This is a genomic window from Pseudomonas sp. P7759 (assembly GCF_013386445.1).
In the GTDB taxonomy this organism is placed as follows: Bacteria; Pseudomonadota; Gammaproteobacteria; order Pseudomonadales; family Pseudomonadaceae; genus Aquipseudomonas; species Aquipseudomonas azotoformans_A.
Genome location: NZ_JACART010000007.1, coordinates 160,719 through 175,724 on the forward strand (window position 1 = coordinate 160,719; position 15,006 = coordinate 175,724).

Annotated in this window: 14 protein-coding genes; 3 read left to right on the forward strand and 11 right to left on the reverse strand. The window is 60.1% G+C overall.

Annotation, left to right across the window (positions count from 1 at the left end):
- Positions 1 to 34: 34 nt before the first annotated feature.
- The 5 genes from HX823_RS09540 to HX823_RS09560 form a co-directional block, all read right to left on the reverse strand.
- On the reverse strand, positions 35 to 1,198 hold the full coding sequence (locus tag HX823_RS09540) for a type III PLP-dependent enzyme (RefSeq protein WP_010213203.1): 1,164 nt from the start codon (positions 1,196 to 1,198) through the stop codon (positions 35 to 37).
- A 447-nt stretch (positions 1,199 to 1,645) separates the two neighbouring features.
- Positions 1,646 to 2,803, reverse strand: coding sequence for a betaine/proline/choline family ABC transporter ATP-binding protein (locus HX823_RS09545; RefSeq protein ID WP_003171711.1), 1,158 nt, complete (start codon positions 2,801 to 2,803; stop codon positions 1,646 to 1,648).
- Positions 2,800 to 3,453 (reverse strand): ABC transporter permease, encoded by a 654-nt coding sequence (locus tag HX823_RS09550; RefSeq protein WP_010213201.1) that lies wholly within the window; start codon positions 3,451 to 3,453, stop codon positions 2,800 to 2,802. The genes HX823_RS09545 and HX823_RS09550 overlap by 4 nt, the downstream gene beginning before the upstream one ends.
- A gap of 11 nt (positions 3,454 to 3,464) precedes the next feature.
- Positions 3,465 to 4,361 (reverse strand): glycine betaine ABC transporter substrate-binding protein, encoded by an 897-nt coding sequence (locus HX823_RS09555; RefSeq protein ID WP_177074757.1) that lies wholly within the window; start codon positions 4,359 to 4,361, stop codon positions 3,465 to 3,467.
- Positions 4,362 to 4,370: 9 nt separating this feature from the next.
- Entirely contained in the window at positions 4,371 to 5,087 is a 717-nt protein-coding gene (locus HX823_RS09560) for an ABC transporter permease (protein WP_033903365.1), read from the reverse strand.
- A gap of 331 nt (positions 5,088 to 5,418) precedes the next feature.
- Between HX823_RS09560 and HX823_RS09565 the strand changes: the two genes are divergently transcribed.
- The 3 genes from HX823_RS09565 (at position 5,419) to HX823_RS09575 (ending at position 7,723) form a co-directional block, all read left to right on the forward strand.
- Entirely contained in the window at positions 5,419 to 7,002 is a 1,584-nt protein-coding gene (locus HX823_RS09565) for a peptide chain release factor 3 (protein WP_033903366.1), read from the forward strand.
- Between the two features lie 123 nt (positions 7,003 to 7,125).
- Positions 7,126 to 7,371, forward strand: coding sequence for a hypothetical protein (locus HX823_RS09570; protein ID WP_177074758.1), 246 nt, complete (start codon positions 7,126 to 7,128; stop codon positions 7,369 to 7,371).
- 97 nt (positions 7,372 to 7,468) lie between these two features.
- The gene (locus HX823_RS09575) at positions 7,469 to 7,723 is read left to right on the forward strand and encodes a hypothetical protein (protein WP_038850885.1); all 255 of its coding nucleotides are present in this window, start codon (positions 7,469 to 7,471) and stop codon (positions 7,721 to 7,723) included.
- Positions 7,724 to 7,837: 114 nt separating this feature from the next.
- On the opposite strand, the gene HX823_RS09580 is transcribed toward HX823_RS09575, so the two are convergent.
- The 6 genes from HX823_RS09580 to HX823_RS09605 all read right to left on the reverse strand — a co-directional run bounded on the left by HX823_RS09580 (position 7,838) and on the right by HX823_RS09605 (position 14,870).
- Positions 7,838 to 8,809 (reverse strand): peptide ABC transporter ATP-binding protein, encoded by a 972-nt coding sequence (locus HX823_RS09580; protein ID WP_016976250.1) that lies wholly within the window; start codon positions 8,807 to 8,809, stop codon positions 7,838 to 7,840.
- A complete protein-coding gene (locus tag HX823_RS09585) occupies positions 8,809 to 9,777 on the reverse strand; it encodes an ABC transporter ATP-binding protein (RefSeq protein WP_028618822.1) in 969 nt (322 codons plus the stop codon). Before HX823_RS09585 ends, HX823_RS09580 begins: the two co-directional genes overlap by 1 nt.
- A gap of 10 nt (positions 9,778 to 9,787) precedes the next feature.
- Entirely contained in the window at positions 9,788 to 10,699 is a 912-nt protein-coding gene (locus tag HX823_RS09590; RefSeq protein ID WP_033903370.1) for an ABC transporter permease subunit, read from the reverse strand.
- A gap of 10 nt (positions 10,700 to 10,709) precedes the next feature.
- The gene (locus tag HX823_RS09595; protein ID WP_017739471.1) at positions 10,710 to 11,720 is read right to left on the reverse strand and encodes an ABC transporter permease subunit; all 1,011 of its coding nucleotides are present in this window, start codon (positions 11,718 to 11,720) and stop codon (positions 10,710 to 10,712) included.
- A 76-nt stretch (positions 11,721 to 11,796) separates the two neighbouring features.
- Complete coding sequence (locus tag HX823_RS09600; RefSeq protein ID WP_177074759.1) at positions 11,797 to 13,395, reverse strand: ABC transporter substrate-binding protein; 1,599 nt, start codon at positions 13,393 to 13,395, stop codon at positions 11,797 to 11,799.
- An 80-nt stretch (positions 13,396 to 13,475) separates the two neighbouring features.
- Complete coding sequence (locus HX823_RS09605) at positions 13,476 to 14,870, reverse strand: OprD family outer membrane porin (RefSeq protein ID WP_177074760.1); 1,395 nt, start codon at positions 14,868 to 14,870, stop codon at positions 13,476 to 13,478.
- Between the last annotated feature and the right edge of the window lie 136 nt (positions 14,871 to 15,006).

Genomic DNA, 15,006 nt, shown 5'->3' on the forward strand with positions numbered 1-15,006 from the left:
GCTCCCTCGCCACAGGGAGCCGGTTTTTAAAGGTTCAGACGTAGAAGGATTTCAGTGGCGGAAAGCCATTGAACTCAACCGCGCTGTAGCTGGTGGTGTACGCACCGGTCGACAACCAGTACAGACGATCACCAATCGCCAGGTTCAGCGGCAGGCCGTACTTGTAGTTCTCGTACATGATGTCGGCGCTGTCGCAGGTTGGGCCGGCAATGACCACTTCTTCCATCTCGCCTTTCTTCTCGGTCCAGATCGGGAACTTGATGGCTTCGTCCATGGTTTCGATCAGGCCGGAGAACTTGCCCACATCCGTGTATACCCAACGCTCGACGGCGGTGCGGGATTTACGTGCAACCAATACCACTTCGCTGACCAGGATACCGGCGTTGGCGATCAACGAACGGCCCGGCTCCAGGATGATTTCCGGCAGGTCGTCACCGAAGTCTTCCTTGAGGAAACGGATGATTTCTTCAGCGTAGGTTTCCAGGCTGTTGGTGCGGGTGATGTAGTTGGCCGGGAAGCCACCGCCCATGTTGATCAGCTTGAGGTGGATGCCGTCTTCTTCCTTCAGGCGCTCGAAGATCACTTTGACCTTGGCAATGGCCGCGTCCCACACGCTGATGTCGCGCTGTTGCGAACCTACGTGGAACGAGATGCCGTAAGGCACCAGGCCCAGGTCACGGGCCAGGATCAGCAGGTCCATGGCCATGTCGGTCTGGCAGCCGAATTTGCGCGACAAAGGCCAGTCTGCCGTGGTCGAGCCTTCGGTGAGAATACGCACATACACTTTCGAACCCGGCGCGGCCTTGGCGATGTTGCGCAGGTCGGCTTCGGAGTCGGTGGAGAACAGGCGCACGCCTTTCTCGTAGAAGTAGCGGATGTCCTTGGATTTCTTGATGGTGTTGCCGTAGCTGATGCGGTCGGCGCTGACGCCACGGTCCATCACTTTATCCAGCTCGTAGATCGAGGCGATGTCGAAGCTCGAACCTTTCTCTTTGAGCAGGTCGATGATCTCGACAGCCGGGTTGGCCTTGACCGCGTAATACACCTTGGCGAATTCGAAACCGGCGCGCAGGTCATCGTAGGCCTGGCTGATCATCGCGGTGTCGATCACCACGAACGGGGTTTCTTGCTTGTCGGCGAACGCCTTCATTTTGTCAAAAGTGGCGCGCGCGAAATAATCTTCGACGTTGATCGACATGCTGGGAACTCCTAAGGGCAAACTAAATTGATCAATGGGTGCAAATGAACGTCCTCCGTATCCCCACTTTGGTTCGCCTACTTCCCAAGGCATGTCGCCGAAAGCAAAAAGGCCATGGGAATAACCGCTTCCCTTGGCCTTGCTGTCTCGTCGTCAGTACTTGAGCCGGATGGATCGTTTCCAGCATGGACGTTCGGCGCGAACTTTAGGGCGTGAGGGGCTTGAGATCAACTAAAAATGTCGCGTTTTTGCACGCGTTCGTCGCGCGAACCCGTGCAGCTACTTATGTAACCGACAGGTGTGACGGAATGATGTTCCCCGGAGGGGGCAAATCAGAGGGATTTGTGGTGTATTCATCGCAGGCAATCCAGCTCCCACAGGGGATTGCATTCCTACAGATGAATGCAGTCCATTGTGGGAGCCGGGCTTGCCCGCGATAGCGGTCTATCAGGCCAACGCAGTTTCGGCAGGCGAAACGATGCTGGTCTTGCCACCCCGGGACTTACCGGAACTCAGGTACTCGGCAATCGACTCTTGGGTCACTTCCCCAAGGAACACCCGCTCCGCATCCATCACCGGCAACCACGAACGGTTGAACTCGTACATGCGCGACAGCAGGATGCGCAAATGCTCGTCATACGCCGCCGTGGCGTTGAACTCGCGCAGGTACTGGCCGCAGGTGCCGGTCTGACGGTGCAGGTCGCGACGTCGTACATAACCCAGCGCCTTGTTCTCGGCGCAGGTGACCACCACATAGCGGCGGTCATGCTCGTCCATCAATTCCAGCGCATCGGCCACCGGGGTTTCCGGGCTCACCGACGGGGCGTTGTCTGCCGCGTCTTCGGCCTTCACCAGCAACAGGCGCTTGAGGGTGCTGTCCTGGCCCACGAAGTTGCTGACAAACTCGTCGGCCGGGTGCGCCAGCAGGGTGTCCGGATGATCGATCTGCAGCAGCTTGCCGGCGCGGAAGATCGCAATCTTGTCGCCCAGCTTGATCGCTTCGTCGATGTCGTGGCTGACCATGATCACGGTCTTGTTCAGCGCACGCTGCATCTCGAAGAACTCGTTCTGGATCATCTCGCGGTTGATCGGGTCGACTGCCCCGAACGGTTCATCCATCAACAGCAACGGCGCGTCGGCCGCCAGGGCACGGATCACACCGATGCGCTGTTGCTGGCCACCCGACAATTCACGCGGGTAGCGATGCAGGTATTGCTTGGGTTCCAGCTTGATCATGCTCATCAACTCGCGGGCGCGGTCGTGGCATTTTTGCTTGTCCCAGCCGAGCAATTTCGGCACGACCACGATGTTTTCCTCGATGGTCATGTTCGGGAACAGGCCGATCTGCTGGATCACATAACCGATATTGCGACGCAGGGTCACTTCGTCGAGGTCGGTGGTGTCTTCGCCGTTGATCAGGATCTTGCCCGAGGTGGGCTTGATCAGGCGGTTGATCATCTTCAGCGTGGTGCTTTTGCCGCAGCCCGACGGGCCGAGGAACACGCAAATCTCGCCTTCATTGACGGTCAGGCTTACATCGTTCACGGCGGTGACAGTCTTGCCGTTGCTTTGGAAGGTCTTGGACAGGTTTTGAAGTTCGATCATTTGAGCAATCCTTTTGGAGTCAGCGAGCGTTGCAGCCATTGCAAGAGCAAGTCGGCAAAAATGGCCAGGAGACTGACCAGCACGGCGCCGACGATCAGCATCGACATGTCGCTGCGGCTGATGGAAGCCAGAATAAGTACACCCAGGCCACCGGCACCGATGGTGGCGGCGATGGTCATCACACCAATGTTCATCACCACGGCGGTGCGCACACCGGCGAGGATCACCGGCACGGCGATAGGCAACTCGACCATGCGCAAGCGCTGGCCGAAGGTCATGCCGATGCCGCGTGCGGCTTCGCGAATACCCGGTTCCACGCCGGTGAGGGCGAGGTAGGTGTTACGCATGATCGGCAGCAGGGAGTAGAGGAACACGGCGGTGATCGCCGGCATTGGCCCCAGGCCCTGGCCGAACTTGGAGTAGAACGGCAGCAGCAGGCCGAACAGGGCGATGGACGGCACGGTCAGCAGCACCGTGGCGCTGGCTTGCAGCGGGCCGGCAAGCGTCGGGAAGCGCGTCATCAGGATGCCCAGGGGCACGCCGATCAGGATCGCGAGGATCACGGCGATACCGACCAGGGTGATGTGTTGCCCGGTCAGTTGTAGGACTTGGGCCCAATCAAGATGGGAAAAGGCGTTCAGGAATTCCATGTCTTCTCCTCTTATTGATTGATCGGATGTTGGCGCAGGAAATCGGCGGCAACCGCGGAGGGGCTTTCATGGTCGACGTCGACCCGCGCGTTCAACTGGCGCATGGTTTCGTCGTCGAACAGATCGGCCAATGGCTTGAGGTCAGCGGCCAGTTCCGGGTGCGCGTCGAGATACACCTGACGCACCACGGGCGCGGCGGTGTAGTCCGGGAAGTAGTGCTTGTCGTCTGCCAACAGCTTCAGTTTGAAGGCGTTCAGGCGACCGTCGGTGGTGTAGACCAGACCGGCAAACACCTGGCCATTACGCAGCGCGGTGTAGACCAGGCCGGCGTCCATCTGCCGGGTGTTTTTGCGCGTGAGGTTCATGTCGTACAGCTTGACCATGCCGGCCAGGCCGTCGGAACGGTTGGCGAACTCGGTGTCCAGGGCCACCAGGCGGTTGCTCTTGGCGTCTTGCGCCACGGCCTGGGTCAGGTCGCTGATGCTGTTGATCTCGGGATGCTCAGCCGCAACTTTCTCCGGCAGCGCCAGGGCGTAGGTGTTGCTGAAGCGCGACGGGGAGAGCCAGACCAGGCCTTTTTTCGCGTCGAGTTCTTTTACCCGAGCGTAGGACTGTTCGCTGTCGAGCTTCTCGTCAACGTGGTTGTAGGCCACCAACGACACGCCGGTGTATTCCCAGATCAGGTCCAGTTGCCCGCTTTCCTGGGCACTGCGCGCCAGGTTGCTGCCCAGGCCGCCGGTCACGCGGGTGTCATAGCCCTTGGTGCGCAGGTACTGGGAGGTGATTTCGGCCAGCAGGGTCTGTTCGGTGAACACCCGGGCGCCGATGCGGATCACCGGTTTTTCGGCGGCTTGCGCAATGCCTGCACACAGCAGGACGCAGCTCAATATCAAGGTCAGTTTTTTCATGTCGGTTCCTTAAGACGCACGCAGCCCGCGTTCCAGCCAGAGGCGGCTGGCCAGGGTCACCAGGCCGTCAAGCAGCAACGCCAGCAAAGCGGTACACGCGGCGCCGAGCAGCAATTGCGGCTGATTGTTCAGGGCAATACCGGGGAAGATCAGGCTGCCCAGGCTGTTGGCACCGATCAGGAAGGCCAGCGGCGCGGTACCGACGTTGATCGCCAGGGCCACGCGCACGCCACCGATGATGATCGGCACGGCGTTGGGCAATTCCACGCGAAACAGCACCTGGCGTGGCGTCATGCCAATGCCGGTAGCAGCTTCTTTCAGCGAGCCTTGAACGTTTTTCAGGCCTTCGTAGGTGTTGCGCACGATAGGCAGGAGGGAGGCGAGGAACAGCGCGAAGATCGCCGGGCCACTGCCGATGCCGAGGACGCCGAGGGCGATGGCCAGTACGGCCAGGGGAGGGACGGTGTTGCCGATGTTGAAGATCTGCATGAAGCGTTCTGCGCGCCCGACCATGTGCGGTCGGCTGAGCAGGATACCGGCGGGGATGCCCACAACGAGGGCCGCCAGCATGGAGACAAGAACGAGGATCAAGTGAGCTTGCAGGTAAAACAACAAATCGTCGCGGTACAGTTCGATCGTGTTGATGCCGATCCAGTGGACCAGCAGGGCCAGGAGGGCGACGACAACCGCTCCTCCTATCAGCCCTTTGCCATAGCGAATAGCCACAGGCGGACTCCTTTTTTCTTTTGTCGGCGAACACATTTCCGAGCGGCAATGCCATTCCTGGCTGTCGGCGAATGAGTTCGCGAAAAGCAGCTCGCCGATACCGGCAACGCGGTATGCGATCGAGCCATGAGCGCAGCCTCGTCAGGCTAACTTGCTGATTTATCAGCCCCTGTTCCGAGTGCGGTAGCAGGGGAGTGGACGTCTCGACCTTTTAAAAGGTTCCATACTTGGCAGCATTTAGCCACCCCTAATCGGGTGAACGGTGGTCCGGCCCCTGGGGTTTGCGCTATACTCGCCGCCCTTTTTTGACTCACCTGCCAGGCGATTTCCCATGACCCACCAGGCCGCCGAAGTCGCGAAACGCCGCACTTTCGCCATTATTTCCCACCCCGATGCCGGTAAAACCACCATCACCGAGAAACTCTTGCTGATGGGCAAGGCAATCGCGGTGGCCGGCACGGTGAAATCCCGCAAATCCGACCGCCATGCCACCTCCGACTGGATGGAAATGGAAAAACAACGGGGTATTTCCATTACCACGTCGGTCATGCAGTTCCCGTATCGCGACCACATGGTCAACCTGCTCGACACCCCCGGCCACGAAGACTTCTCCGAAGACACCTACCGCACCCTGACTGCGGTGGACTCGGCGCTGATGGTCCTCGACGGCGGTAAAGGCGTCGAGCCACGTACCATCGCGCTGATGGACGTGTGCCGTCTGCGTGACACCCCAATCGTCAGCTTCATCAACAAACTCGACCGCGACATCCGCGACCCGATCGAGCTGTTGGACGAAATCGAAGCCGTGCTGAAGATCAAGGCCGCGCCGATCACCTGGCCGATCGGTTGCTACCGCGACTTCAAGGGCGTGTACCACCTGGCGGAGGACTACATCATTGTCTACACCGCCGGCCACGGTCACGAACGCACCGAAACCAAGATCATCGAGAAACTCGACTCCGACGAAGCCCGCGCCCATTTGGGTGACGAGTACGATCGTTTTGTCGACCAGCTGGAACTGGTGCAGGGCGCCTGCCATGAGTTCAACCAGCAGGAGTTCCTCGACGGCCAGCTGACCCCGGTGTTCTTCGGTACCGCCCTGGGCAACTTTGGTGTCGACCATGTGCTCGACGCCGTGGTGGATTGGGCCCCGCGCCCACTGGCCCGTGTCGCCAACGAGCGCACCGTGGAACCAGTGGAAGAGAAATTCACCGGTTTCGTGTTCAAGATCCAGGCGAACATGGACCCCAAACACCGCGACCGCATCGCCTTCATGCGCATCTGCTCCGGCAAATACGAAAAAGGCATGAAGATGCGCCACGTGCGTACCGGCAAGGACGTGCGCATCGGCGACGCCCTGACGTTCTTCTCCTCCGAGCGTGAACAGCTCGAAGAAGCCTACGCCGGCGACATCATCGGCCTACACAACCACGGCACCATCCAGATCGGCGACACCTTCACCGAAGGCGAAGCCCTGGGCTTCACCGGTATCCCGCACTTCGCCCCGGAACTGTTCCGCCGCGTCCGCCTGCGTGATCCGCTCAAATCCAAGCAACTGCGCCAAGGCTTGCAGCAATTGGCGGAAGAGGGCGCCACCCAGGTGTTCTTCCCCGAGCGCAGCAACGACATCATCCTCGGCGCCGTCGGTGTGCTGCAGTTCGATGTGGTCGCCAGCCGCTTGAAAGAGGAATACAAGGTCGAATGCTCCTACGAGCCGATCACCGTGTACTCCGCGCGCTGGATCGATTGCAGCGATAAGAAGAAGTTGGAAGAGTTCTCCAACAAGGCTGTGGAAAACCTGGCGGTCGACGGCGGTGGTCACCTGACCTACCTGGCGCCGACACGGGTTAACCTGGCGCTGATGGAAGAGCGCTGGCCGGATGTGAAATTCCGTGCGACCCGCGAGCACCATTAAGGTCTGAGCGGTAAAAAGAAGGGTGAAGCTGTGATGGCTTCACCCTTTTTTGTGGCGAGAGTGACGTATCGGGTCTAGTTTTTTGGGTGCAGGATTTATCCACTGACTGAAAAGGAAAGCGCTGTGCCTAGTGTCAAACGCGTCATCTGCTGGATGCTGTTAGCCAGTCTGGGGCTGACCACGGTCCCGGCACTGGCGGGCGCTGGAACCCCTCAATGGAAAGACACCGGCCCTGTCACCAAGAAAAAGCAACAAGAGGTCAACTCCGGCAGCTGGAAACCACAAACCCAGCCTGCCCCGAAGGAGGACCAGGAAAATCCCTATAACGATGGCGAAGACAGCGAAACCTACGACGACGGCGAAACCTGACGCCCTGGCGTAAACCCGGCATCGGGGCTAGCGTCAAGGCTGGCGGCGGTGAACGGCTGTCGCGTGGGATTTACCTACTGACTGGACGGAATCAACCATGAGTATTTTTCAACGTGTTGTGTTGTTGATAAAAGTGATGGTGTTGTTGTCGTTGGGAATGTCGTCGGCCTGGGCGCATAACCCGGTGCAGAGCGGTGTTGTGTCGTCGGTGCATAGCCAGGATCTGCAACTGGCGAAGTCCGAGGCGGAGCCTGGCGATAAGGACCAGGGCGGCAGCGAAGGCGATGATGACTCCACCACCGACGAACCGGACAGCGATGATCCGGACGCTGAAGGCGACAGCCAGACGTAGGCTTCGCTCAAAAGAAAGCCCCTCCCGCCAGGCTGATGCGCAACCTGGTGGGAAGGGCTGTAGAACACAGGCAATGCCCTGGGCTTGATCACCCAGGGCATTTTTGTTGCGATGTCACGCCACGAACTGCTCCGCGTAGTGGCAGGCCACCTGGCGGTTGTCCAAGGCGCGCAGTTGTGGTTCCTCGGTGCTGCACCGTGCGGTCGCGTACGGGCAGCGCTTGTGGAAGGCGCAGCCAGGCGGCGGGTTCAGCGGGTTGGGCAGCTCGCCTACGATCTTGATCTTCGGCTTGTTCGGGTCCGGGTGGATGGTCGGAGTGGCCGACAGCAGCGCCTGGGTGTAGGGGTGCAGCGGACGGGCGTAGATGTCTTCCTTGGGACCGACTTCCACCGGACGGCCGAGGTACATCACCATCACGTCATCCGCGACGTGTTGCACCACCGCCAGGTTGTGGGAGATGAATACGTAGGCCGTGTTGAATTCCTGCTGCAGGTCCATGAACAGGTTGAGCACCTGGGCCTGGATCGACACGTCCAGTGCCGAGGTGGGTTCATCGGCCACCAGCACTTTGGGTTGCAGCATCATCGCGCGGGCCAGGGCAATGCGCTGGCGCTGACCGCCGGAGAACATGTGCGGGTAGCGCTGATAATGCTCGGGGCGCAGGCCCACTTGCTTCATCATCGCCTGCACTTTCTCGCGGCGTTCGGCAGCGGACAGGTTGGTGTTGATCAGCAGCGGCTCGCCGAGTTGATCACCGACTTTCTGCCGTGGGTTCAACGAGGCGTACGGGCTCTGGAACACCATCTGCACGTCTTTGCGCAGTTGTTTGCGCTGGGCCTTGTCGGCGCCGGCGACTTCCTGGCCGGCGATTTTCAGTGAACCCGAAGACGGCTCTTCAATCAGCGTGAGGGCACGGGCCAGGGTGGATTTGCCGCAGCCCGACTCGCCCACGACGGCGAGGGTCTTGCCGGCTTCCAGCTCGAAGGACACGCCATTGAGTGCGCGCACCAGCGCGTGGCCCTTGAACAGGCCACGGGACACTTCGTAGTGACGGGTCAGGTCGCGGGCGGTAAGAACGACGGCCATTACGCCACCTCCTGGTTCAAGGGGTAGAAGCAGCGCGCGAGGCTGTTGGTTTTGGGATCAAGCCCAGGACGCTGGGCACGGCAGGAGTCCTGCACATAGGGGCAGCGCGGCGACAGCAGGCAGCCCTGCGGACGGTCATAACGGCCCGGCACGATACCCGGCAGCGTGGCCAGGCGCGTGGCGCCCAGGCTATGTTCCGGAATCGCCTTGAGCAGTGCTTCGCTGTACGGATGCGCCGGAATGTCGAACAACTGCGGCACCTGGCCGACTTCAACGGCTTGGCCGGCATACATCACGCACACGCGCTGGGCGGTTTCCGCCACGACTGCAAGGTCGTGAGTGATCAGCACCAGGCCCATGTTCTGTTCTTTCTGCAGGGCCAGCAGCAGTTCCATGATCTGCGCCTGAATGGTCACGTCCAGTGCGGTGGTCGGCTCATCCGCGATCAGCAGTTTCGGCTCGCCGGCAATCGCCATGGCGATTGCCACGCGCTGGCTCATACCGCCGGACAGTTGGTGCGGGTAGGCATCCATACGGCTGGCGGCGCCTGGGATTTCAACCTTTTCCAACAGCTCGATGGCACGCTTGCGCGCTTGTTTGCCGGACATCTTCAGGTGCAGGCGCAGCACTTCTTCAATCTGGAAACCCACGGTGTAGCTGGGGTTGAGCGCGGTCATCGGGTCCTGGAACACCATCGCCAGGTCTTTGCCGACGATCTGGCGGCGCTGGCGGTTGCTCAGCTTGAGCATGTCCTTGCCGTCGAAGTTCAGCGCGTCGGCGGTGACGATGCCGGGGTGCTCGATCAGGCCCATCAGCGCCATCATGGTCACGGATTTACCCGAGCCCGACTCGCCAACGATGGCCAGGACTTCGCCTTTGTCGACCGAAATGTCGAGGCCATCGACCACCGGAACGGCGGTCTTGTCGCCGAAGCGCACGTTGAGATTCTTGATTTCTAACAGTGACATGGGAATCTCCTCAGGCGGCGTTCTTGAGTTTCGGGTCCAGCGCATCGCGCAGGCCGTCGCCCATCAAGTTGATTGCCAGCACGCTGAGCAAAATGGTCAAACCCGGCAGGCTCACCACCCACCAGGCGCGTTCGATGTAGTCACGGGCCGAAGCCAGCATGGTGCCCCACTCCGGGGTTGGCGGTTGTACGCCAAGGCCAAGGAAGCCCAGGGCCGCGGCATCGAGGATCGCCGAAGAGAAGCTCAAGGTGGCCTGTACGATCAGCGGCGCCATGCAGTTGGGCAGCACGGTGATGAACATCAGGCGTGGCAGGCCGGCACCGGCGAGGCGGGCGGCGGTCACGTAGTCACGGTTCAGCTCGCCCATCACCGCAGCGCGGGTCAGGCGGACATAGGACGGCAACGACACGATCGCGATGGCGATCACGGTGTTGATCAGGCCAGGGCCGAGGATCGCGACGATGGCCACGGCCAACAGCAGCGAAGGCAGGGCCAGCATGATGTCCATCAAACGCATGATGGTCGGGCCGAGCAAACGCGGGAAGAACCCGGCGAACAGGCCCAGCAGGATGCCCGGAATCAGCGACATCACCACCGACGACAAGCCGATCAGCAGCGACAGGCGCGAGCCCTGGATCAGGCGTGAGAGCAAGTCACGGCCCAGTTCGTCGGTGCCGAGCAGGAACTGGATCTGCCCGCCTTCCAGCCACGACGGCGGGGTCAGCAGGAAATCACGGTATTGCTCGCTCGGGTTATGCGGGGCAACCCAGGGGGCGAAGATCGCGCAGAACACGATCAGCACCATGAACAGCAGGCCGGCAACCGCGCCCTTGTTCTTGGAGAAGGCTTGCCAGAATTCTTTGTACGGGGACGGGTACAGCAGGCTTTGATCGACTGCTGACACTGGAGTAGGTGTGGTCATGGTCATGATCTCAGCGCTGGTGACGGATGCGTGGGTTGGCGAAGCCGTAGAGGATATCCACTACGAAGTTCACCAGGATCACCAGGCAGGCGATCAGCAGGATGCCGTTTTGCACCACCGGGTAGTCCCGCGCGCCAATGGCTTCGATCAGCCATTTGCCGATGCCGGGCCACGAGAAGATGGTCTCGGTCAAAACCGCACCGGCCAGCAGCGTGCCGACTTGCAGGCCGACCACGGTCAGTACCGGAATCAGCGCGTTACGCAGGCCGTGCACGAACACCACGCGCGCCGGCGACAGGCCCTTGGCCTTGGCGGTGCGGATGTAGTCTTCACGCAAGACTTCGAGCATCGACGAACGGGTCATCCGCGCGATCACGGCCAACGGAATGGTGCCGAGCACGATGGCCGGCAGGATCAGGTGGTGCAGGGCGTCGAAGAAAGCGTCCGGCTCGTCAGCCAGCAGGGTGTCGATCAGCATGAAGCCGGTGCGCGGCTCAATGTCGTAGAGCAGGTCGATCCGCCCGGAAACCGGGGTCCAGCCCAGGCTGACCGAGAAGAACATGATCAGGATCAGGCCCCACCAGAAGATCGGCATCGAATACCCCGCCAGGGAGATGCCCATCACCCCATGGTCGAACAGGGATCCTCGCTTGAGTGCCGCGATCACCCCGGCCAGCAGGCCCAGGATACCGGCGAACAACAGGGCGGCCATGGACAGTTCCAGGGTCGCCGGGAAGAGGGCGGTGAATTCAGTCCACACGCTGGTGCGGGTACGCAGCGATTCGCCCAGGTCACCCTGGGCCAGTTTGCCGACGTAATCCAGGTATTGCGCATACAACGGCTTGTTAAGGCCAAGGCGTTCCATTGCCTGTGCGTGCATCTCGGGGTCGACGCGCCGCTCGCCCATCATGACTTCGACGGGGTCGCCAGGGATCATGCGAATCAACGCAAACGTGAGCAACGTGATGCCGAAAAACGTGGGGATCAGTAACCCCAGTCGGCGGGCAATAAAACTAAACATCTTGTCGTGTACCTCAATCAGCCGGTTAGGCAGGTTCGGCACCGCCAATGTCGACGGTGCCGAGCGTTTCTCTTATTTACTTCACCTGGGTGGTGGCGAAGTTATTTGTACCCAGAGGGCTTTGAGTGAAGCCTTCTACGTTCTTGCGCATGGCGGTGAACAGTTTCGGATAAGCCATGGGAAGCCATGGTTGGTCCTTATCGAAAACGTCCTGTGCTTGTTCATAGAGTGCAGCGCGTTGGGCGGGTTCAGCGATGGCGCGCGCCTTGTCGATCAAGTCTTGAAACTCTTTGTTACACCAGCGGGCGTAGTTTTCGCCGTTTTTCGCTGCATCGCAACTCAGGTTTGGCGTCAGGAAGTTGTCCGGGTCGCCGTTATCACCGACCCAGCCGGCCGAAACCATGTCGTGCTCACCGTTTTTAGCACGCTTGAGCATTTCGCCCCATTCCATGACTTTGATATTCACCTTCAGGCCGATTTGCGCCAGATCCGCCTGCATGCGCTGGGCGCCGAGCATCGGGTTAGGGTTGGTCGGGCCGCCACCGTTACGGGTGAACAGGGTGAACTCAGTGCCTTCCGGTACGCCGGCTTCCTTGAGCAGGGCGCGGGCCTTGTCCAGATCGCGGGGCGGGTTCTTCAGCTTGTCGCTGAAACCCAGCAAGGTCGGCGGATAAGGACCGGTGCCCACTACCGCATTGCCTTTGCCGAACAGGGCTTCGGTGTAGCCGGCCTTGTCGAAAGCGATGTTGATCGCGTGACGCACCCGCGCATCGCTCATGTATTTGTGGGTGGTGTTCAGCGCGGTGTAACTGGTGGTCATCGCCGCCAGTTCATCGACTTTCAGGTTCGGGTCTTTCTTGATGCTTGGGATGTCATCCGGCTTGGGGAACAACGCGATCTGACATTCGTTGGCCTTGAGCCTCTGCAGGCGCACGTTGTTATCGGTTGAGATCGCCAGGATCAGCGGGTCTACCTGGGGTTTGCCACGGAAGTAGTCGGGGTTGGCCTTGAACCGCGCCTGGGCGTCTTTCTGATAACGAGTGAAGACGAACGGGCCGGTGCCGATGGGCTTGGCGTTGAGGTCTTCGGTCTTACCGGATGCGAGCAATTGGTCGGCGTATTCCTTCGAATGGATGGAAGAGAATGCCATGCCCAGGTCGGCCAAAAACGGTGCTTCAGGACGGGTCAGGGTGAAGACGACGGTGTGATCGTCGGTCTTTTCTACGCTCTTGAGCAGTTCCTTGAAGCCCATGCTTTCGAAGTACGGGTAGCCCACGAGGGACTTTTTATGCCACGGGTGATTCGGGTCCAGCTGGCGCTGGAAGCTCCAGAGCACGTCGTCGGCATTCAGGTTGCGCGTGGGTTTGAAGTAGTCGGTGGTGTGGAACTTGATGTCGTCACGCAGGTGAAAGGTGTAAGTCAGGCCATCGGCGCTGATTTCAGGCAGGTCTTTGGCCAGTGCCGGAACCACTTCGGTGGTGCCGGGCTTGAAGTCCACCAGACGGTTGAACATGGTCTCGGCAGCGGCGTCAGCGGTCACGGCCGTGGTGTACAGGACCGGGTCGAAACCTTCCGGGCTGGCTTCGGTGCAGACCACCAGTGGTTTGGCCGAAACGCCGATCGCCACGCTCAACAGCGCGGCAGCCATGGCGGCTTGTAGTGGGAGCAATTTCATTCGGAGCCCTCTGCAATCGATGGGACCAGACAAGCGTAGACGGCGGGCTCGTCCTGAGCCCGCCGTCTACCTGGCGCTAATTAAAGAATGTTGAACGGAACAGTGGTCACCAGACGGAACTCTTTGATGCTGCCGTCAGCCTGGAACTCGCTGCCACGGTGCTCAACATAAGTTGCGCGCACGGTAGTGGCCTTGAGCGGGCCACTCTGGATGGCGTAGGAGCCACCGATGCCGTATTCCTGGTGTTTTTCGCCGTCTTGGTTCTGGATGCCGTCGTAGGCGAACTTGGCCCGACCGTTGTTACCGGTGTAGTGGGTACCGTCGATGCCCCAGCCGCGCGCCGAGTAGATGTTGAACTTCAGGCCTGGCACGCCGTATTCGGCCATGTTGATGCCGTAGGCGACCTGGAAGGATTTCTCGTTCGGGCCGTTGAAGTCGGAGGTCAGGGAGTTGGCCAGGTAGATGCCGTTGGTTTCGTGCAGGTAGTCGAAGTATTCGTTACCGTTCACCGCCTGGTACGAGAAGGTCAGGCTGTGAGCCTGGTGGGCCAGGCCCAGGGACAGGGAGTAGGTATCGTTGTCGATTTCCCCCATCTCTTTTTTGCCTTCATCGACCGTCTTGTAGTAGTTGAAACCGGTGGTCAGCGCCAGTTGCTGAGCGTCGCCCAACTCGTGGGTTGCGCCGAAGTAGTACTGGTTCCAGAAGTCCTTCACGTTGGCGCCGAAGACGCTGACTTTCAGGCTTTTCAGTGGCTGGTAGTTCAGGCCCAGGGTGGACACCTTGTCGGTTTCCGCGCCATTGCCGTATTCGGTACGGAATTTCGACAGGCTCTGCTCGGAACGTGGCGAAACGCGATCGAAGATGCCGCCCTGGAACGACAGGTTGCTGAACTCTTCGCTGTTGAAGCTCACACCCTCAAAGCTCGACGGCAGGGCACGGTTGCCGATGGTGTCGACGATGCCGCTGCTGAAGTTCTGACGACCGGCGGTCAACGTGGTGTTCGACACACGGAACTGCACGTTGGCCAGGCCCAGTTTGCTCCACTGGCCGACTGCATCGCCATCGGAGTCAGCCAGGGTACGGTTGGAACCGCCCTTGATGTCGCGTTTGCTGCGGTCCAGGGCCACGGCGTTGTAGACCGCCAATTCAGTCTTCACGCCCACGGTACCCTGGGTGAAACCCGAGCTGGCGTTGATGATGGTGCCCTGTACCCAGTTGGTACGGTTACGGTCGGTCAGGGTCTGGCCATGTTTCTTGTATTCGAAGGTGCCGCCACGGTATTTGCTTTCGTGGGAGTACCAGTTACGCGTGGTGCCGCCCAGGCTGAAATCTTCGATAAAGCCCTTGGCCTCGCTTTGGGCGCTGGTGCCGGCCAGTGTGGTAGGAACGAAGTCCTGGCTGGCGGATTCAGCGTAGGCGGTGGCCGTGATGCTGCTGATGGCCAAGGCCAGAAGCGCTTTGCTGCTCAGTTTCATTGATGAAGCTCCTTTGGTTCTCTTTTTAATGCCGGTCTTTTTTGGTGATCCGGCTATTGGGTGTGTAACTCGTTCAAGCCTTTGCAAACGTTTGGCGTAGGAAATTTCCCAACAAAAGGCCGCGCGTTTGCAGCAA